Here is a 22,100-nt window from a genome sequence, read left to right on the forward strand (position 1 = left end):
CCCTGATCTTCTTCCGCTCTCTCCCACTCTCCACAGGAGCCGTACGTGATCGACCGCAAGAGCCTCCTCGCCGACCTGCAGAAGCAGGTCAAGGCGGCAGAGACCGACCTCGAGCAGCAGGTCAAAGCTGTCCCCGAGGTCGGGACGCGGCTGCGCGGCGAGTACGACCAGGCCCGAAAGCTGGGCCGCACGGCGGCGACGTGGAACGCCTGGCTCGGTGAGCGGATCACGCAGGTCGCCGTGGCGTGGGTGCTCGGCACGGTGTTCGTCCGCTTCAGCGAGGACAACCGGCTGATCGCCGAGCCGTACATCACGGCGCCGGATGTGGCAGGGCGGGAGACCGCACAGGCACGGTACGAGGAATATCTGGAGAAGGATTCCGACCCTACGTATCGAGGGTGGCTGGAGACGGCGTTCGCCGAGTTGGGGGCTGGGCAGGCGGGGCGGCTGCTCTTCGATCAGGAGCACAACCCGCTGTACCAGATTCCACTTTCGCACGACGGCGCTGGCGCGCTGCTCGCGTTCTGGCGCGAGCAGCGCGCTGGCAAGGGTGCGGTCGGCGCGGGCGATGAGTCCGGTGGGGGCGGCTGCCCGGCGCTCGTGCACGACTTCAGCGATCCGCTGAGCGAAGACAGCACCAAGGGGTGGGACACCCGGTTCCTCGGCGACCTTTACCAGGACCTGAGCGAGGCTGCCCGCAAGACATACGCGCTACTGCAGACGCCGGAGTTCGTGGAGGAGTTCATCCTCGACCGGACGATGACCCCAGCAGTGCGGGAGTTCGGCTTCGAAGAACTGAAGATGATCGACCCGACATGCGGGTCGGGCCACTTCGTGCTCGGGGCGTTCCGGCGGCTGGTGCGAATGTGGGCGTCGCAGCGACCCGAAGTCGGCCCGTACGAACAGGTGCGGGCAGCGTTGGAGTCTGTGCATGGGGTAGACCTCAACCCGTTCGCAATCGCGGTTGCCCGCTTCCGGCTGCTGGTCTCGGCGATGGCTTCGAGTGACATGCGAACGTTCGCGGAGGCGCAGAAGTACGAGTGGCCAATCCAGCTCGCGGTGGGCGACTCGCTGCTGCCGACCGAGCACCGGCAGGAGGGTCTGTTCGGCGACGAGCAGCTGAGCCTCGGCGACAGTGTGGAATCAGGCGACGCCGAAGATCCTTACTACGCGCTGAGCACGGAGGACGTGTTCGAGTACCCGCAGATCCTGGACCGGGGCCGCTACCACGTGGTGGTTGGGAATCCTCCGTACATCACAGTCAAGGACAAAACACTCAACGAGCTGTATCGCAAGCTGTACGACGCGTGCGCGGGTACGTACGCACTGTCCGTCCCGTTCGCGCAGCGCTTTTTCGAGCTCGCGGTTCGGGGCGAAGAGAAGTCCGGGCTCGGCTACGGCATGGTCGGCCAGATCACGGCCAACTCGTTCATGAAGAGGGAGTTCGGGACGAAGCTGATCGAGAGTTTCTTCCGAGATCAGGTCGAACTGACAGAGGTCATCGACACGTCGGGGGCGTACATCCCGGGGCATGGGACGCCGACGGTCATCCTCGTCGGCCGCCCGCTGGATTACACGGGCGCCCGCCGGGCCACTATCCGCACGGTCCGTAGCGGTCAGGGGGAACCAGCCGCTCCGGAGAAGGCGGAGGATGGACTCGTCTGGCGGGCGATCGTCGAGCAAGTCGACGTGCCAGGGAGTTCAACCCAATGGGTATCTGTTGATGACCTTGATCGAGTAGGTCTCTTCGATAAGCAGCCCTGGATCCTGGCTGCTGGCGGCCTGGAAATTAATCGCGCTATCGGCCGCCATGCAACTGCCAAGCTTGAAGAGCTGCAGCGATCTATCGGTAGGTACGCACATACCGGAAACGATCCTTCCTACTTCGCACCCTCGCGAACCTGGAACCGGTTGGGTGTCACCAACGCGCACGTAATTCCCCTGATTACCGGAGAAGACGTCCGGGACTGGAACCTGAATCCGACGACAGAAGCGCTGTTCCCATACGGCGATTCCCTGCGCGCCGAGTTGACAAGCGATACCGAGCGCATCCTCTGGCGTAACCGCACACCTCTACGGAAGCGCCAGGAGCTCGGAGGGACCCCCGAGGAAATCGGACTCAAATGGTACGAATGGAGTCGCTGGCACCCGGAGCGCTTCTCGGACCCCATGGGAATTTCCTTTCCTTTCGTAGCCACGCACAACCATTTTGCACTGACCCGCGGCGGCAATGTATTCAATCGCCACGCGCCCGTAATCAAACTACGGGAGGGGTCCACGGAGGGGGATTACGTAAAAGTACTGGGGCTCCTTAACAGCTCCACAGCCGGGTTCTGGCTCAAGATGGTTAGCCAGGCGAAGGGAGGAAGTGGCCTAGGACGTGGAATTCAGAGCGAAGCCTGGGAGGAGCGCTACGAGTTCACAGGAACTAAGCTGGAAGAATTCCCCCTCCCTCGCGAATACCCTACCGCCCTCGCCACTGAGCTCGACGCCCTCGCGCAACAACTCTCCCTGACGGCCCCCGCCGCCCTCACTGCCGAGGCCATCCTCACGGCTCCTGAGCTCCGCGAAGCCGAAGCTCGCTACTACTCGACCCGCGCCCGGATGATCGCCCTCCAAGAGGAGCTCGACTGGCAGGTCTACTCCCTCTACAACCTTCACTCCGAGGACCTGCGTCTGCCCGGCCTAGAGGCCGTACCGGAACTCGCCCTCGGCGAGCGAGCCTTCGAGATCGTGCTCGCACGCCGAGTCGCCGCCGGGGAGGCCAGTGACGAGTGGTTCAAGCGGCACGGGTCCACCCCCCTCACCGAGATCCCCACCCACTGGCCCGCCGACTACCGCGCCCTCGTCCAGAAGCGCATCGGCACCATCGAGTCGAACCGCGCCATCGGCATGGTGGAACGCCCCGAGTACAAGCGGCGCTGGGCCACCGAGGGCTGGGACTCCATGCGCCAGCAGGCGCTGAAGTCCTGGCTACTCGACCGGATCGAGGACCGCACCCACTGGTTCGACGTCAACGACAACCCCACCGTCACCACCCTCGCCCGCCTCGCCGAAAGCCTGTCCGCCGACGAGGACTTCGTCTCCGTCGCCGAGCTGTACGCGCCCCGGCAGGACCTCGTGAAGACCGTACGGGAGCTGGTGTCCGAGGAGCACGTGCCCTTCATCCCGGCCCTTCTCTACAAGCCAGCCGGGCTGAAGAAGCGCGCCGACTGGGAACACGTCTGGGGCCTCCAGCGTGAGGAGGACGCCGCGCACGACGAGCCCGCCAAGCGCAAGATCCGTGAGCGGATTCCCGTACCGCCGATGTACACCTCCGCGGACTTCTTGAAGCCGAGCTACTGGCGTGCGCGCGGCAAGCTCGACATGCCCAAGGAGCGGTTCGTGTCGTATGGCACGGTCAACGCGCAGTCGCCGGATCTGTACGGGTGGGCCGGCTGGGATCGCCTGGAGCAGGCCCTCGCGCTCGCCTCGTACATCCAGCAGGCCGGGCTCGGCGGCGACGAGCTCGTGCCGTATCTAGCCGGGTTGCTGGAACTGCAGCCGTGGCTGGAGCAGTGGTACGGCGAATACGACCCGGAGTTCGGGGCGTCACCGGCCGCCGAGATCCTGGCGTTCCGGCAGTCGAAGCAGAGCGAGCTCGGGCTGACGGACGACGCGCTGCGGGCCTGGCGCCCCGCAGCTGCCACCGGACGCGGTGCGAAGAAGGCCGCCGCCCCGAAGAAGCGCACCAGCGCGAAGGCTGCTGCCCACACGTCTGACACCGACACCATCACCGACGCAGCAACCGATGCCGTCACAGGCACCGAGTCCGACTGAGCAGGGCGAGGAGAAGCAGACACACCATGGCGTTCATGAGCAAGAACAACTCTCGCCCCGAAGACCGGCCGCTGCTGCGCGAGTTGATCGACATCCCGGAGTCGGTGTCGACCTCCGACTTCGTCCTGAAGCTAAACGAGGCGGTCACCCCCGAGGGGGCCGAGGCCGCGCTGAAGGACTATGTCGTCACTGACCGGCTGCTCGGCAACTTCGACGAGGCCCTCGACCTGATCAAGTCGGCGCTGGACAGCCATTCGTCCAAGGCGGCCTATCTGCACGGTTCGTTCGGTTCCGGTAAGTCGCACTTCATGGCGGTGCTGTATGCACTGCTGTCGCGGAATCAGGCTGCCCGGGCCCGCGCGGATCTCGACCCCGTACGGACCCGGCACTCGTGGCTGGACGCGGACGACCGCAACTTCCTGCTCGTCCCGTACCACATGCTGGGCTCCAAGTCCCTGGAGCAGCGCGTGCTCGGAAAGTACGTGGAGCACGTACGCAAGTTGCACCCCGGCTGCCCGTTGCCCCAGGTCTACTTGACCGACGGGCTGTTCGAGGACTTCGCCGAGCAGCGCCGGAGGAACGGCGACGAGCGGGTGATCGAGCAGCTCGCCGATGCCGGGGGCGGCCAGGAGGACGAGTGGGGTGACTCCTTCGCCTGGACGACCGAGCTGCTCGACCAGGCGGTCGCCGCACAGGAGGAGCACGACAACACCAAGAGTCTTGACCTGGAGAGCCCCTCCACGCCGCAGGAGTTGAGGGCCCGGCTCGTGCAGGACCTCACCCAGACCCTGTTCCCCTCCTTCGCGCGCAACGCCTCCGAGGACGCCGACGGGTTCGTCTCGCTAGACAAGGGGCTCGGCATCATCGCCGCACACGCCAAGGAACTCAACTACGACGGCCTCGTCCTGTTCATGGACGAGTTGATCCTGTGGCTGGCCTCCCGTATCCACGACCAGAAGTTCGTCTCCCGCGAAGCCGACAAGATCACGAACTTTGTGGAGGGTGCCGACGAGCGGCGCGCCATCCCGGTGGTGTCGTTCATCGCCCGCCAGCGCGATCTGCGTGAGCTGGTCGGCGAGGAGATGTCGGGGGCCGCCGAGGCCGCTGTGCAGGACACCTTGAAGTTCAGTGGCGGGCGCTTCGACAAGGTGGTGCTCGAGGACCGGAACCTTCCGCAGATCGCGCAGGCCCGGCTGCTCAAGCCCGCCACCGACGAGGCCGAGGCGAAGGTGGAGGCGGCGTTCGCCGAGGCCAAGAAGCTCGGCCCGGATGTGTGGGACACCCTGCTCGGTCACGACAAGTCGACCACCGGGGCGGACGAGACCGCGTTCCGGCGGACGTATCCGTTCCCGCCGGCGTTCATGGACACGCTGGTGCACATCTCGGCCGCGCTGCAGCGCTCCCGTACCGGCCTGAAGTTGATGAGCCAGCTGCTCGTCGATCACCGCGACGACTGGCGGCTCGGGCAGCTCGTTCCGCTCGGTGATCTGTACCCGGCGATCGCGGGAGGCGGTGACAAGGCGTTCAGCGGGGAGACCAGTGTTCACTTTGAGGCCGCCGACAAGCTGTACCGGGACAAGCTGCGCCCGTATCTACTGAAGGCCAACCAGGTCACCGAGGATCAGGTCGAGGCGTACCGCCGCCATCCCGAGACTCTCAACGATCCCCAGCTCACGGCCCGCTGCCGGGACTTCACCGGTGACAGTCGGCTGCTGCAGACGCTGCTGCTGTCCGCGCTGGCGCCGAGTGTTCCCGCTCTTGCCGACCTCACGCTCGCGCGGCTGCACGCCCTCAATCACGGCTCCATCACCACCCGTATCGCGGGTACCGAGGTCGGCCGCCTTGAGCACAAGGCCAAGGAGTGGGCGGTGAACTTCCCGGAGATAAAGGTCACCGGTACCGGGCCGGGCGCGGTGGTACGGCTGGAGCTCACCGGCGTCGACCTCGACGCCGTCCTCGCCAACGCCCAGGTCCACAACAACCAGGGCAACCGCCGTACCAAAATGCGCGCCCTGCTCAAGGACGCGCTCGGCGTCAGCGACGGGCCCGGCGGCTTCGACGCGTACGACGTGCTCGGCCTGGTGTGGAAGGGGACCGAGCGGCAGGTCGAGGTGGTCTTCGGGAACGTCGCCGATCCTGACTCCCTGCCCGAGACCACTCTGCGTCCCAGTCAGGACGACGCCTGGCGCCTCGTCGTCGACTTCCCCTACGACGAGGGCGAGTTCGGCCCGATGGATGACTTGCAGCGGCTGCGCGCCCTGCGGGAGAAGCCGGGCGGTGACTCGCGGACCCTTGCCTGGCTTCCCACTCATCTGACGGATGCCTCCCGCGCCGACTTCGAGCGTCTCGTCGTCATCGACAAGGCCCTCGCGGACGAAGCCCGCTTCGACGCCGAGTACGCACGGAGCCTCAACGCGGACGACAAGGAGCGCGCCAAGGGCATGCTCCAGTCGCAACTCCTCGTTCTCACTGAGCGGGTCAACCTGTCCCTGCGGCAGGCGTACGGGCTCGCGCAGAAGCAGGAAGGGGTGGTCGACCTCAGCTTCGAGAACCATCTGGTCGCCCAGCAGGACGTACCCGATCTGCGGCCCCCGCTCGGCGCGCCGTTGGAGTCCGCCGCCCGCGACCTGGTCGGCAAGCTGCTTGCCCAGCAGTACCCCGCGCATCCCAATCTGGACCCCGACGGCACAGGCAGGCCCGTGAAGCCTGCCGAGATCAAGACCGTCTTCGAGTACGTCCGCAAGGCCGCCGAGGACCGTGACGGGCAAGTCGAGGTCGAGGCCAAGGACCGCAAGGTCATGGCGCGGATCGCGGGCGGGCTCGGGCTCGGCGCCATGCGGGAGGCGTACTACCGGCAGTCCACCGCCTGGCCCGACCACTTCAACGCCCAGGCCCGCCGGGACGGCGTCGCCGAGCCGACCCTGGTCAAGCTGTCCGACTGGAGTGAGCTGCCCGATCGGCGTGGACTGCCAGAGCCGCTGCAGCGGTTGGTTGCCGCCGCGTATGCGGAGATGACCGACCGAGTGTGGGTGCGTGGCGGAGTGCCCATCGAACCCGCGCCCGCACCACACGAGCTGAAGCGGGACTACGCCCTGCGCGAGCAGCAGCTGCCCAGCGAGAGCGACTGGGACGAGGCACGCAAGCGCTTCGAGCCGATGCTCGGGAAGCGGGCGCCGCAGTTGCGGCGCGGGCGGATCGTTAACCAGTTCGCCGGGCAGATAAGGCAGGCTGCCGCCGCGCTCGCGCAGGACACCGGACGGCTCGTCGGGGAGCTGGAGAAGCATCGCGACTTCCTGCGGCTCAGCGACGACTCGCCCCGGCTCGTTCTCGCCCGGCGTGCGCAGGAGTTGGTCAAGGCGGTGACCGAGGCCGGGATCGATGCGAAGTCCGTGGTGGACCGGCTCGCCCGCTTCGACCTCGGCGACTTCACCGCACATCGCTTCGGCATGTCGCTGATGAGTTCCGGGAAGGTCGCCAGCGCTATGCAGAACACCGTCTGGGACCAGTTGAGCCTGGCCGATACCCTCGGGGTGGACGGTGCGGCGGTCCTGGAGCGGGTGCGGGACGCGGCCGCCGGCGATCCCGGTGACTACCCGGATCTGCCGGGAGTATTGACCGCCGCCGGCCGGGAGGTGCTGTCCCTGCTGAGGTCCCGGCGGACCGCGGCCGAGCAGCCCCAGCCGCCCGTCGAACTGCCGCCCAGCTCCGAGAGCGTGGATCTGAACACCGGTTCAGCCCACCCGCAGGTACTGCCGGAGACAGGGCCGGGGCCTCGTACTCCATCGCGATCCGCAGCCCGCTCCGGTGGCGGGCGTACCACCGCCGCCCGAGCCGCCGCCGAACTGCAGGCGGAGATCGCGGCGCTCGCGGCCGAGAACCCGAACGCCACCGTCGAGGTCGTCTGGAAGGTCGTCGACTGATGTCCGACACGGTCACCACAGCCCCTGCGGCGGTCGGCCCCGCCCGGCTGTCCGCAGGAACCGTCCGTCAGTACGTCGCCGCCCGCAGCCGGCTCGGCGACGGCACAGCCCGCGTACTGCTGTTGCGGGCCGCTCCCTCTTGGGACGCGCCCGCGGTGCAGCGAACTGCCGGCGGACTGCAGGCACGGGTGGCCGTGGGTCCCTCGGTGCTCGCCGTACACGAGCAGATCCTGGGTCACCTTGACGCGCCGGAACCCGTCGATCCCAAGGTCCTGATTGTCCTCACCGATCGCGAGGACACCGACCTCGACCCCGGGCTGCTCGCCCGCGTTTACGGCGGCAGGATCCGGTCTGTCGACAACTGGGAAGTCGTACAGGAAGCGTTCGACGCGCGCGGCCTCGACGGGCGGCTGCGCGGCGAGAAGTGGGCGGCCGAAGCACTCCTCGACGCTGCGGCAACCCGGGGCTGGCCCTCGCTCGGTCGGGGCCTGCTCTCCCGCGACGAGGCCCTCACCCGGCTGGCCCGGCGGCGCCTGAGGATCGGCCGTCATGACACGAATCCGCTTGGCCGTCCGGCCGCACACGACGACGGGGACCGCATCGATCCGGTCGCACTGTTCCAGTGGACCCTCACCCCCGGCGGCCCGGATCTTCTGCGCGACCTGCGCGGCCCGGAACGGGCCGGTCTGGCCCGCTTCCTCTCGGAACCCGAACAGGGCGGGTCCGCCGGCCGGATCGTCACCGCCCTGGTAGACGCCGAACACGGGGCGGACGCAGCGGCGTACGCGGTGGTGTGCGCTGCGCTGTGGGGGCACGCGGAAGCCGACCACGACCTGTACCGGGCGCGCGGGCGGGCCGAGCGGTGGCTCGGCGAGGCACCGCCTGCCCAGGGTGACGATCTCGACAGGCTTCTGACCTCCTTCGGTCAGAGCGGCGAGGCGTATGTCCGCAGCCTGGTCGACCGGGGAGAGCACCGGCTCGCCGACCCCGTCCTGACTCGGGCCGCCCAGCTCGTCACTCAATTCGGGGCACAGGCTGCCGCTTCGGCCAGCCCTCTGCTCGAATCCGGACTCGACACACGCTTCACCACCGCGGGCCACGCACTCTCCGACGGAGATGCAGAGAAGGTCACAGTCGCCATCACCGCACTGGTCGAGCATGCACTCGCCGCGGACGGCACCAACCAGGCCCGTATCGAGCGAGTACGGATGGCTGCACGGTTGCGGCGGTGGCTCACCGCCGAGCCCGGATCTGAGATCGCCTCGGTGGCCGACGGCACCGCCCGTCAGATCCGCGAACTCGGCTGGGTGGACCGAGCCTTGGAACACCTGGAGGCGGGCGGCGACGCAGACGCTGCACTCTCTGATGCGTACAGCCGGATCGGCGCCCAGGTGCGCGAGCGGCGCAAGGAACTGGACCGAACCTTCTCCGAGCGGCTCGCGGTGTGGACCGCCGATGGCACCGATCCCCGCTCCATGCTCACCGTGGAGAGCTTGCTCAGTCGCGTGGTCACGCCTGTCGTCGAGAGTCCAGGCCGGCGGGTCCTGCTGCTCCTCATCGACGGTATGAGTGCAGCGATCGCCGCCGAGCTCGGCGAAGAACTGCGTGGCCAGTGGGCCGAGTTCGACCCCCACACCGAAGCGACCGGCCTACCGGCCCGGCGCGCGGTGGCTGCCGCGCTGCCCACCCTGACCACCATCTCTCGCACCTCGCTGTTCGCGGGCACCCTGATGAAGGGCGACCAGAACGACGAGAAGCGGCTCTTCCCTCTCCATTCCTGCTGGAACGGGGCCCCGGCTGCCGTATTCCACAAGGACGACCTGCGCGGCCCCGACACCGGCTCGCCCTTCTCAACCGCTCTCTCCGAGGCGCTGTCCGACGAGCGCACCCACGTCGCGGTCGTCCTCAACACCGTGGACGACCGGCTCGGCAAGGAGCAGAAGCTCGGCGACGGCACATGGGCGGCGAAGGAGATCGGCGGCCTGGAGCCGCTGCTGCGCGCCGCCCGTGCGAACGATATGACCGTGCTCATCACCTCGGACCACGGCCATGTCGTGGAGCGGCGCGGCAGCAAGCTCGATGCGGCCAGCGGCACCGTCGGCTCGGCACGCCATCGCACCCCTGGCGGACCTGTGATACCCGCCGAGATCGAGCTGTCCGGGCCCCGAGTCGTCTGGCCGGAACCAGGAGCGCGAATCGTCGCCCTGCGCGACCACGACACCCGGTACACCGCGCTAAAGGCGGGCTATCACGGCGGAGCGACACTCGCCGAGTTCACCATCCCGCTGCTCGCCCTGCTGCCGTTCGGCGCCGAGCCGCCCGCAGGTTGGCGCGAGCTGGGCGACCCTGCGCCCGTGTGGTGGGAGGAGGGCACCGAGGCCGCAGACGAAGTGGAGGCGGAAGCCGCTTCCGCCCATGACACTGCCACAGTGCGCCCGCAGCGTAAGCAGTCCAAGAAGTCCGCCCTGCCCGTGCCCGAGGGTGTCATCGGCCTCTTCGGCGAAGAGGAGGTGGCGCCCCCGGCACCGCAGGCACCTACTGAGCCCTCGCAGCGGACGACTACCGATCCGGCGAAGGAGACGGCGACTGCACCCGCCCCGGCAGCGGACCCCGCCACCACGCTGGTGGAGCGACTCATGTCCACCGAGCTGTACCAGGCGCAGCTGGGCCTGCTCGCCCGTCCGCCGCGCGACAAGACCCTCCTCCCGAAGGCGCTCACCGCACTCGTCGAGGCGGGCACCCTGTCGATGACCGCCCTCGCCGAGCGCGCCGGCCAGCCAGCCACCCGCGCCCCCGGCTTCGCCGCGACGCTCGCCCAGCTCCTCAATTACGACGGGGCCCAGATCCTGGAGATCCTCCCCGACAACCGCACCTTGCGCCTACACCGGGCCCAGCTGGTCGAGCAGTTCGGCCTGTGAACCGGCACCGCCGACCCAGCCACTCGTCGAACCGACGGGACCGTGTCATGCCGGATGGGAGACTGTTCGGGTGAACGGGTTTGGATCTTCAGCCTCCGGTGCCGCCGCCCCTGTGGGGGCCGTACGCCGACGCGCAGTGGTGGACGCGCTGCGGCGCGGCGCCGTCCCCGAGAGCGGACTCGACCTGCTCGCCACCGGACTCGGCCGGTTCGAGCAGGCCGTCGACGAGGAGCTGGACGCGGTCGCTGCCGGCGGCTCGGTGTTCAAGGCCGTACGCGGTGAGTACGGCTCCGGCAAGACCTTCTTCACTCGGTGGCTCGGCGAGCGCGCCAAGCGGCGCACCTTTGCCGTGGCCGAGGTGCAGGTGTCGGAGACCGAGACACCCCTGCACAAGCTCGAGACCGTCTACCGGCGCCTCACCGAACGCCTGAGCACCGCGAGCTTCCCGCCCAGCGCCCTGCGTCCGGTCGCCGATGCCTGGTTCTACGCGCTGGAAGAGGACGCCCTCGCGGACGGCTCGGGCGAGGAGAAGCTGCCGCAGGCGGTGGACCGGCTCCTCACCGCCCGTCTGGCCGAGGTGTCCCGGCATGCACCCGCTTTCGCCACCGCTCTGCGCGGATACAAGCAGTCCCTGGACGCCGGCGACGAGGCCACTGCCGCCGCGGTGATGGCTTGGCTCGGCGGCCAACCGCACGTCGCAGCAGCCGCCCGGCGCAGCGCAGGTGTACGCGGCGACCTCGACCACTTCGGCGCCTTCGGATTCTTGCAGGGCCTGCTCACCGTGCTCCGGGACGCCGGACACGCGGGACTCATCCTCGTACTGGACGAGGTGGAAACCCTGCAAAGGGTCCGCTCCGATGCCCGCGACAAGGCACTGAACGCCCTGCGTCAGCTCATCGACGAGGTCCACTCCGGCCGCTTCCCCGGCCTGTATCTCGTCATCACCGGCACCCCCGCTTTCTACGACGGTCAGCAGGGCGTGCAGCGGCTCGCCCCGCTAGCCCAGCGCCTCGCCACGGACTTCACCACCGACCCGCGCTTCGACAATCCGCGGGCCGTCCAGATCCGCTTGCCGGGATTCACCGAGGAATCGCTGGTTGGACTCGGCTCCACCATCCGTGACCTCTATGCCGAAGGCTCCCAGTCCCCCGATCGCATCAAGCAGCTCGCCGATGACGCGTACCTCACCGACCTGGCTCAAGCTGTGGGCGGGGCCCTTGGTGGGAAGGTCGGAGTCGCACCGCGGCTGTACCTGAAGAAGCTGGTCGGGGACGTACTCGACCGGATCGACCAGTTCGACGACTTCGACCCGCGCACGCACTACAAGCTGACCGTGGCAAGCGGTGACCTCACCGCCACCGAGCGGAACTTCGCCGCGCCGGCACCGGCCGCCTCGGCGGACGATCTCGACCTGGACCTCTGACGGCCGACTCGCCGAAGCCCCACCCCCCGGAGTCCCGAACTCTGACGACCATCGCAGGAGTCACCGACGTGCAGGAGCAGCCCAGCGGTACCGACCCGGTGGACCGCCTCGACCCGGTGGTCCTGCACCACATCGTCAACACGCTTAGCTGGCCCGATCTGCGCCCCCTGCAGAAGGCTGCCGTAGGCCCGCTGATGGATGGCGAAGACGCGATCCTGCTCGCGCCGACCGCCGGCGGGAAAACCGAAGCCGCCACGTTCCCCCTGCTCTCCGCCATGCGGGAGAAGCGTTGGACCGGCACCTCCGTGCTCTACCTCGCCCCGCTCAAAGCGCTCCTGAACAACCTGGTGCACCGGGTCGACAGCTACGCCCAGTGGCTGGGACGCCGAGCCGCCCTCTGGCATGGCGACACCCCCGAGTCCGTACGCCGCCGCATCCGCACCGACTCCCCCGACTTCCTGCTCACCACGCCCGAGTCACTCGAAGCGATGCTGATCAGCGTCAAGACCGACCACGCCCACATGTTGGGAGGGGTACGGGCTGTCGTCGTCGACGAGGTGCACGCCTTCGCAGGGGACGACCGCGGCTGGCACCTGCTCGCCGTACTGGAACGCCTGGAGCGGCTGGCCGGCCATCGCATCCAGCGCGTCGGCCTCTCAGCCACCGTCGGCAATCCCGACACGCTCCTCACCTGGCTCCAGGGCGCAAGCCCCGCCGACCGGCCCGGCCGAGTCGTCGCACCCGGCGTCACCCTGCCCGCAACCACCGACGCCGCGAGCGCCACCGAACTCCCGCGCCCCGCAGGGGAAGTGGAGCTCGATTACGTCGGCTCTCTCGCCAACGCAGCCAAGGTGATCTCCGCTCTGCACCAGGGCGAGAAGCGGCTCGTCTTCTGCGACTCCCGCAAACAGGTGGAGGAACTCGGCGCCGCACTCCGCGCCCGCGACGTCACCGTGTTCCTCTCTCATGCCTCGCTCTCCACCGACGAACGCGCCCGTTCCGAGCAGGCGTTCGCGGAAGCACGCGACTGCGTCATCGTCTCCACCTCCACCCTGGAGCTCGGCATCGACGTCGGCGACCTCGACCGCGTCATCCAGATCGACTCCCCCGGCAGCGTGGCCTCCTTCCTGCAGCGAATCGGCCGCACCGGACGCCGCGCCGGCACATCCCGCAACTGCCTGTTTCTCGCTATCCGCCCCGACATGCTGCTCCAAGCAGCCGGCCTGCTCTCCCTCTGGGCCCGCGGGTGGGTGGAACCCGTCACCCCTCCACCCTCTCCCCGCCATCTCGTCGCACAACAACTCCTCGCTGTCACCCTGCAGGAACATCGCATCGGCGACCGACTGTGGCCCGAGCAATGGAACGGCCTCGCACCCTTCGACCGCTCCGCCTCTCCGCTCCTGTCACACCTGGTCTCCGAGGGCTTCCTCGACAGCGACGGCGGCATGCTGTTCATCGGCCCCGAGGCCGAAAAGCACTTCGGACGACGTCACTTCATGGAGCTGACCGCCTCTTTCACCGCACCCCCTGAATTCACCGTGCTCGCGGGGCGTACCGAGATCGGCACCACGGACCCGTCCGTCCTCACTGAGGAGCGCCAGGGTCCACGGCGGCTGCTCCTGGCCGGCCGCAGCTGGCAAGTCACCTTCATCGACTGGGCACGGCGCCGCGCCTTCGTCGAACCGGTCGAGGACGGTGGCGTCGCCAAATGGCAGGGCAGCGAGGCCCGCGGTCTCTCGTACGCACTGACCCGTGCCATGCGCGATGTTCTGCTCGGCACCGACCCCGACGTCAAGCTCACCCGCCGCGCCGCAGCGACCCTCGCCGAACTCCGCATGGACCGCGCATCCCACGAAGTACACCCGGCGGGCACCCTGTTGGTCCGAGACGCAGACGCCGCCCGCTGGTGGACCTGGGCCGGCTACCGTGCCAACGCCACCCTCGCATCTTCCCTCGGCAACCTCGCAGACCCGGTGCAGCGCCCCACCGACGCCCACATCCGGCTCCGCCAGGACCTCTCCCTCGCAGACTGGAAAGCCGCCCGCGCCGAACTCCCCGACTCCCTCACTCTGCCCACGGTCGACCCTCGCGCCGTACGCGGCCTGAAGTTCTCGGTGGCCCTGCCCCTCCGCATCGCCACCGCCACCCTCGCCCAACGCCTCGCCGACTTCGACGGCGCCCTCGCCACAGCCCAGGAGTCCGTGCGGGTCGAGTGGGGCGGTTGATGGCTGAGTAGGTGGTTGCATCGCTCCACTTCTTTACCTCTACGGCCCTCGACAGGGCATCCCGTGCAAGAGGTATCCCGTTGCCTCGGTCGATAGTCGATCAGGCCACGGTCGATGTGCGCGGGCGCCTCGCCCCGGTTTCTTGGACCTGGGCCAGTCGGTCATGCAGGCCGATCTGCGGCCGTGTCGTCTATGTGTGGCGAGTCCGGCGCTCCGGCAGGCGGTCGCTAAGCCCCTCTATCGGAGAGGTCTGACAATGCGGCCCTGGCCGTATTGGGTTTGCGCCAGCTTTCGTTTCCCACCGTGTTCGTTTCCGGTCACCCCTTCGTGTCACCTTGACCATTGCTCCAGGCCAGGAGTGGGTTCCAGCACGATGGGAGCCGGTGACTTTTAGGCCGAAAATGGCTCTTGCCCTCAACCGCTGTCAGTGGGTGGGTTCATCATCATCTGCCATGACGCAGGAACCATCACAGGCCGAGAGGCGACCGTCCACGGTGGGGGCGAGTGCAGGGGCCCCGACGGCAAAGCTCGTCGGTGATCTGACCACGACTGCCTTGCGAGCGGCCCGCGCCTTTGCCACCCGGCACGAGGAGCCTGCCGCATGGCGTGAGGTGTCACGGATGCACGGGGTGTTCCTGAGCCTGCTCCCGCCTGCGGCAGCTCCCCCGACGCCCTCAGAATTGATTGCCGCCTTGCGACACCCCATGCGGGCATGGGTCCCGCTGCGGTGGGATCTCGTTCCGAGCGAGCTCGGCTCGTTCAGCGTCTTGGGCCACGATGACCTGTTGACCGGCGAGGCCATCGAGTACGGATCCGATTACAGCGAGGCCCTCTTCGAGAACCACGAAGCAGGGATCGACTGGGTGCCGCGGTGGGCTCAGCAGACCTTTGAGAAGGTCGAGCGCTCCATCTATCTGGTTCTCTCGTCCGCGGGGCAGAACGAGTACGTCGCCACACGGCAGATGCTGATCGAAGTGCCCGCGGGCACCGTTGAGCAGGTCAGCGACGAACTGCACGAGCGCGGAGCCCTGCACACCGAGGCGTACGAACCGCTGCCGCCTGATCGCCAGTTCGTCTCCGGACAGAATGCCTGGTACGTGCCCTGCCCTGTCTGTCGGTGGCCGATGCACGTGCGCGGCTCCCTGCTGGCGTGCCGGTATCCGCAGCATGTCGGGCAGTTCACCATCACGCAAGAACACGACGCAGGCGGGGCGCCGCGTGTGCGCGGCCCCTTGCCGACCCTCGCGGTCCACGCAGCCGAGACAGTGTGTCTGCACGAAGCCGTCTGGCGCTACATCACCGTCCCCGGCATCACCGAGGTGTCACTAATGGGCTGGCTGGCCGAGCAGGCCGGCATCGATGGCGACGCAATCACGAAGTGGCCGCACAAGGACCGCTGGGACATCAGCGTCCGGGCTGGCAGCAGCGTCTTCGAGGTGGACCTCAAGGACACCAGGTCCCCGTCCCAGATCGTCGCCAGGCCGCCACGGGCCCGGCACGTGGTCGTGCCCGACTACCGGTCCTGGCAGGTCGCGCAGCTGCGCCGGTCCCTGCCGGCCGGGCGCTACGAGGTCCGGACCGTCCGCGCGTTCAAGACCCTTGTCGGCAAGGCTCTCAAGGAGGCGCAGTGAACGGTCGTCCTCTCGCCTCGATGAGCGTGCAGCGCTTGAGCACTGTGGCCGCGCTCGCCTTGGCCGCCCGGCTGTTTCCCGACCGCAGTGACGACTCCTTCCGGCACGCGACTGCGATCCGGGACGCGCACTTCCTTGTCTCCGGGCACACGCACTTGTGGAGGGGCTATCCGGATCTGTCGTCTGAGGACACGCGGCGAGTCACCCGACTCCTGCTGCACCGCACCGGGCGGCTGGCGATCCTGAGCGCGTTTCGCCGCGCCGTCGAGGAGCTGTTCAACTCCACCGATATTCCTGAGGGGTTCGCTCTCCTCGATGACGAGCTCTACCTGGTGACTGAGCCGGTCCACCAGCAGCTTGCCGCGCTGGTGGACGAGGCCCTGGAGATCCTGGATGAGCGTGCCGCCGCGCTCGACGAGGGGCGCAGCCGCCCGCTGGCCCTTCAGGGGCACTTCCGTATCGGCACGCAGATCCCCGATCCGAGCCGGCCAGGCAACGGAGTCATCCAGGCCCACTACGTCCTCGATGTGTCCCACGTCGAGACGCCGTTGCCGGACTTCGGCAAGCCTCGCGAGTGCCCCGTGCTGTCCGTGCCGGTCGAGGCCCTTCGGTCGATTGCCGACTCGCTGGATCGAGCCTTCGGCCAAAGCCACCGACGTCAGAGTCTGGACCGGCTCTTCCAGTACATCCGTCACGCCGACGGCTCCTTGCTCACCGAAAAGGACTTCGTGCTCAACGCCGGGCTCATCAGGGTGCTCAGCGCGTGCACCGGCTCCGGCAAGAGTGTTCTGGCGAAGTTGCTGGCCGAATGGGGGGTCCTGAACGGCTATGTGACCGGGATCGTGGTGCCACGCAATGACAGCGTGCTCGCCTTCACCCACGCACTACGCGTGGAACTCAAAGAGCTGGGTCGCACTGACGCGGTGGTTGTGCCGCTGATCTCACCGAACAGCATGCAGGCAGAGGCGGAGAAGGCCGCCCGCAGTCACCTGGAGGAGGGCCGGCTCGATGAGGCGGATCAGGCGTTTTCCGAGTTCTCCTACGGCTGCGGCATGCAGGCGAGGTCCACCAACACCCAGGACGTCGACCTGTGGCAGCCCGGGCGCGAGCGCTGCTCGGACTTCGAAGGTATCGACGCGGACACCGGCGAGGTCCGTCGCCACCGCTGCCCCTGGTACGCCCACTGCGGCAAACACCGCCACCAGCTAGCACTCGACAGCGCGAACATTATCGTCACCAACCACATCAACCTCATGTCCGGCCGCCTCCATGTCCCGGTGCTGGCCGAGGGGCAGCAGCGCAACCACATGAGCGTCGAGGAGGCACTGCTGCGCCTCGCCCATCTCCTGCTCATCGACGAGGCAGACGCCTTCCAGGCCACCGGGTTCGCCAAGAGCGCCCATCACGTCACCCTCGCCCGCTACGGCAGCAGGCAGCCCAGTGCCCTCCAAGAACTCCACGACCAGTTCAGCGTCCGAGCCGGGGCGTTGATGTACGAGCTCGAGCGCTACATCCACCCCAAGATCACCCAGGCGCGATTCTTGTCGGAGAGCTACGTGAGCAACGCGGCCAACGGACGCATCGCCCAACGCGGCCCCAACGAACGCAGCCGCCAGCAACTCGCGCGCCGCCGATTGATCATCCCGCGCCGCTGGGATGCGTGGTGTACCGCCCGCCTGTGGCGCACCCCGGAGGATTCCTCCCCCACGCGCGAACAGATCGACACTTTCCGCAAGTTGTTTAACCCTAGCGAGGATGCTCAGCTCACTGAGTCGACCGTCCCGGCCATCCCCGGTCTCGGCGACAGCAGCTGGGACCACCTGGCCCGGCTGCGCAGTGAACTGCTCGACACCACGGCCCTACGCGAAGGCGCCGATCCCGTCTTCGACGGCGCGCATGCGCGGATCGGATCCACCACAACTCCGCTGTTGGATACAGCACTTGACGATGACGACCGTGAACTCCTGGTCGACCTCCTGGTGCGACGGGCCTACCTGGAGCAGATCCGCGCCCAGATCGAGTACGTGACCCGCTTCGGAACCTCTCTGAAGGCATCCGGTATCACCGCGGCCAACCAGCTGGCCGAGATGCTCGACGACAACAAGCAGTGGCACGCCGCCCCCTACGGCCCGCTTGGCGCACCGGTCTTCGGCTTCACCGCCATTCATGACATCGAGGACAAGCATCGCACCGAACTCGCCCTTACCTCCTTTGCCGGCGATCCTCACGCCTACACCGCTCAGCTCGGCGACACCACCGCGCTGGCACTGTGCGGGCAACGCCGCATCGTGTTGGGACTGTCGGCGACTGCGCACATGCCCGGCGGCACCATGCACCACCTCATCACTCCACCGACCTGGTACGTGCCCGATGACATCACCGGCTCCCTTGTACTGAAGCCGCTGCCCCTGGTGGACGAGCGCAACAATCCCATCCGGATCTCCGGCACATCAGACATCCACCGGGACCAGGCCCACCAGCAGATGGGACGCGCCCTGTGGTCCCACATCGTGCAACATCTGAAGAAGCTGGGCAGCCGCGCGAACACCGCGCACCGGGCCCGCATCCTGGTCGCCTGCACCTCCTACGTCGGCGCCGGCCAGCTCGCCGAAGGCATGATTTCCGCCGGCGCCGACCCGGACAGCATTGCCGTCGCCGCCCGCGTCGAGAACGAGAATGCCGTACCGGCGCACTTCCGGCGACGCCCCGCCTGGCATGAGATCCCCTCGGACGCTCTGGAACGCTTCCCACACCACAACAGCGCCAAGATCCTCATCGCACCGCTCGCCATTGCCGAACGCGGACTGAACATGGTCGACCACAACGGGCGCTCCCTGGTCGGCGAAGTCATCCTCGCCGTCCGCCCGATCCCACTGATGGACGAACCCGCCCAGCTCCTCGCGCTCATCTCCAGCCGCGCCTACAGCACCCTGAACCGCTCGCAAGATCCCGCCGAAATGCTGCGCGAACTCTCCCGCACCTCCAGCACAGTCCACGAAGAGCTCTTCCGCAGCCACCACTTCTTCCAGTCCCTGCCCAACCAGGTGCGCCTGTCGATCGTCGCCGAAATGCTCATCGGCATCATCCAGCTCGGCGGCCGCGTACGGCGAGGCGGCGACCAAGGCGTCCTCTACCTCGCCGACCACGCCTTCCACAACACCGCAAGCGGCAGCGACCTGCCGCGACTCATCCGAGAACTGCGCAACGGCTGGGCCAAGACCGGGCAGCTCGAACTCCTCCAGAACATCTACGGCAACACCCTCACCGCGATCTTCAACTTCGCCGACGAAAGGACCAACCACTGATGGCCACCGGCCCCACCCGCCTCTACACCGCCGACTTCCCCCTCAGCCCTGAACTGATGGGACAGGTGTGGTTCTACCCGCTCACCCCCGAGTTCGAGGACTTGTGGGAAGTCTGCGAACGCCAGTGGGACCCCGACGAAGGCTTCCGCACCCCGCACGGTGCCCTGCGCGTGGCCCTGGGCACCGCCACCGGACGCATGATCGTCTTCACGATCTCGCGGCGACGCAGCACCGGGCCCGACGAGGCACAGAGCCTGATCGTCGCCGACGGCCCCCTAGATGCCAAGCTCACCAAGCGCTGCTTCGACACGTGGCAGAAGTTGCACTTCCCCAACCTCAAGCACCAACTCCTCAGCGAGCACATCGACTTCCGCAACACGGCCTGCCGCCCCCTCACCGACGTCCTGCAGCGCGACGACGGCGGCTACATCACCGGGCCCTGGTGGTGGAAGGACGCCGCAGGCTGGGCCGCCATCCAGCAACTGGCAGCCCGCCCCATGACCGACCAGCAGCACCCCGACCAGCCAGCCACGTCCTTCCGAGTGGCGCTCGCCCACGACGCCAAACGACTCGTAGCCTGGGACTACCCCTACTACCGCACCATCTACCAGGGCCGAGCCAACGAACGCACCGGCTGGGCGATGGCCTACGTCTCGGTCACCGGAGAGACCCAACGCGGCCTGCCCGACCCCATCTTGCGCTTCGACTGCCACGTCACCCGCGTCGCCGACCACTGGCGCAACGTCAAAACCGTCATGCTCAAGCACCCCCAGTTCGACACCCTGCTGCGCGTCCCGGTCCGCCATCTCCCCCACACCGGCCCCGACGGCGAAAAGATCACCGACAAGGACGGGCGCCTCACCTGGAAGACAACTTTCCGCGGACACACCGCGGCCATCGTCCAGGCGTGCGGCCTCAAACCCGTCACGTTGCCCGTCAACGCCGACGGCGCTCTCGACCATGTCCGGGCGGTCTTCCGCAACAAGGGCAAGCACCTGGTCGGCAAGGGCGTCGGCGCCTACTTCACCCTGCGCATGACCACCCACATCGCCGAGTCCCTCGGCGTCCAACCGATCATCTACGACGCCTCCCGCCACACCATCCCGGGCAAGAGCATCACCAGCGGCCCCATCCCCCGCGGCAAGCTGCCACAGGCCGTGGAGGCAGCCGGATGGAAGTCAGTGCGCCTGGTGGCGGTGTACTCCGCAGACAGCACCCCGCACCGGATCCTGCGTCAACTCCGGGCGGACTACGGGATTGCGACACCTGCCGCACTGGCCGACCGGGCAACGGCTTTCGATGGGCAGATCGTCGACGTCGCCCCCACCATCACACTGGAATTCCGGAAGATCCCCGAGCTGACCATGCACGGCCGCCATGACCGCGCAGCACTCATCCGCAGCCACAGCGCCCTCCAGGTCAGCGACCCCGACCAACTCATCGCCGTCATCTGCGAGACCACCTGGGACGGCAAGCCCGTCCCCCACGACGGCAAGCCCGCCACCCGCAAGGCACTCGGAGCCACCAGGATCGTGAGCCAGTTCCTCGTCAAGACCGACGCCCCGCCGCGCGAAGAGGACACCGACTTTCCCGCCAGCGCGGCCCTGCGCCACATCTTCCAGGACGCCGGCATCATCGACGACCGTCTCTCTCGTGCCATCTGCGCCACGCCCGAGGTGTCCATGGACGCGCCGCTGACAGAGCCCGTAACCGTGGTCGGCATCCACATGCGCCGACACGTCTACAAGCGAGTACGAGGCCAGGGCTACCGCAGCCCCAAACTCGTCGCCTGCCTCGTCGCGATGCACTTCACGCCCGACGCTCAAACCCCGCCGTACACCGAGATGTACCAAAACGGGCAATGGCTGCGCATCGCGGAGGGACGTGCCCTCTTCCACTCCTCAGAGATCGGCAGCGAACGCTGGGGACGCAACGGCGACGGTGCTCGGGCCGTCCGAGACCACATCGAGACCGCCCTCGACAACCTCGTCCTGCCCGAGGCCAGCAACCGTGTCGTCCTCGTCCTGGACAAGGAAGGCAGCCGCAGCATCTACCCGGCCCTCGACGACAATCCCTTCCGCACCGCGCCGCACCCCGGACGCGGTCTCGCTCACGACGGCATCGACGTCGCCACCGTACGCATCGCCTTCGGACACCATGCAGCACGGCCGGCAACCGTCTACCGCGACGGTGTCGACAACCTCACCACCATGAACCCCACCTACCGGCGCACTCTCATCTTCGAGAAGCATCACCCCCACGCGACCGTGTGGATGCTCACGCAACAATCACGCCAGCAAGCCGGAAACTCGCCCATGCTGCGCGAGGGCAACAAACGAACCCGCGACGACTTCAGCACCCTCACCTACAACCCCATGAACAAGGACCTCCACGCCACCAGCCGCATCGAGCTCACCGTCCCCACGCCAGGCAGCTGGCGCCCCGGCGACCTCGTCGCGTTCATCGCCCGGCAATGCGACCAGGCCGTCGCGTGGGATCACCGCACGCTACGTCCGGCCCCGCTCCATCTCGCCTACAAGACCGACCAGGACCATCCCGACTTCCGCAGCCACGATCCTGGTGACGGCGAGGCCCAAGATGACGAAGATGACCTGTCATAGCCATGCATGGACAGGGCCAGCCGAGCTCACTCCCGCTGGACAATGCAGTGGTGCACCACCAGCAGTCGGAAACCTGCTTGACGTTCCGCACTCGTAGATCACCGACACCGCTTAGCGTCAGGAGCCCCTCAACGCCCGGCCACACTCATGTAGTCAATAGTGCGCCTGGCCAGCACATCCAAACACCCGACGCCCCATCAGAACGAGCTTAAAATGAGCGTCACGAGCGCCATCTCAG

Annotated in this window: 8 protein-coding genes; all 8 read left to right on the plus strand. The window is 67.7% G+C overall.

Features of this window, described 5'->3' with window-relative positions:
- The first annotated feature begins 45 nt into the window (after positions 1-45).
- Entirely contained in the window at positions 46-3,819 is a 3,774-nt protein-coding gene (gene pglX, locus C4B68_RS07925; protein WP_099498685.1) for a BREX-2 system adenine-specific DNA-methyltransferase PglX, read from the plus strand.
- Between the two features lie 26 nt (positions 3,820-3,845).
- Positions 3,846-7,739: a BREX-2 system ATPase PglY gene (pglY, locus tag C4B68_RS07930; protein WP_099498686.1), complete on the plus strand. Its 3,894-nt coding sequence runs from the start codon at positions 3,846-3,848 to the stop codon at positions 7,737-7,739.
- Entirely contained in the window at positions 7,739-10,657 is a 2,919-nt protein-coding gene (gene pglZ / locus C4B68_RS07935) for a BREX-2 system phosphatase PglZ (RefSeq protein WP_099498687.1), read from the plus strand. The genes pglY and pglZ overlap by 1 nt, the downstream gene beginning before the upstream one ends.
- Before the next feature lie 70 nt (positions 10,658-10,727).
- Positions 10,728-12,080: a BREX system ATP-binding protein BrxD gene (gene brxD / locus C4B68_RS07940; protein WP_180289139.1), complete on the plus strand. Its 1,353-nt coding sequence runs from the start codon at positions 10,728-10,730 to the stop codon at positions 12,078-12,080.
- A gap of 68 nt (positions 12,081-12,148) precedes the next feature.
- Entirely contained in the window at positions 12,149-14,305 is a 2,157-nt protein-coding gene (locus C4B68_RS07945; protein ID WP_099498689.1) for a DEAD/DEAH box helicase, read from the plus strand.
- Between the two features lie 494 nt (positions 14,306-14,799).
- Positions 14,800-15,936, plus strand: a complete 1,137-nt coding sequence (locus tag C4B68_RS07950; protein WP_099498690.1) for a restriction endonuclease-related protein — start codon at positions 14,800-14,802, stop codon at positions 15,934-15,936.
- Positions 15,933-19,241, plus strand: a complete 3,309-nt coding sequence (locus C4B68_RS07955; protein WP_167459045.1) for a hypothetical protein — start codon at positions 15,933-15,935, stop codon at positions 19,239-19,241. Before C4B68_RS07950 ends, C4B68_RS07955 begins: the two co-directional genes overlap by 4 nt.
- On the plus strand, positions 19,241-21,862 hold the full coding sequence (locus tag C4B68_RS07960; protein ID WP_099498691.1) for an RNaseH domain-containing protein: 2,622 nt from the start codon (positions 19,241-19,243) through the stop codon (positions 21,860-21,862). The genes C4B68_RS07955 and C4B68_RS07960 overlap by 1 nt, the downstream gene beginning before the upstream one ends.
- Positions 21,863-22,100: the final 238 nt, after the last annotated feature.

The organism is Streptomyces dengpaensis (genome assembly GCF_002946835.1).
Lineage (GTDB): Bacteria > Actinomycetota > Actinomycetes > Streptomycetales > Streptomycetaceae > Streptomyces > Streptomyces dengpaensis.

What these genes read in the sequence shown, in the direction of transcription:
- pglY (WP_099498686.1), top strand. Translation starts at nt 3,846, where the DNA reads ATGGCGTTCATGAGCAAGAACAACTCTCGCCCCGAAGACCGGCCGCTG.
- C4B68_RS07960 (WP_099498691.1), top strand. Translation starts at nt 19,241, where the DNA reads ATGGCCACCGGCCCCACCCGCCTCTACACCGCCGACTTCCCCCTCAGC.
- pglZ (WP_099498687.1), top strand. Translation starts at nt 7,739, where the DNA reads ATGTCCGACACGGTCACCACAGCCCCTGCGGCGGTCGGCCCCGCCCGG.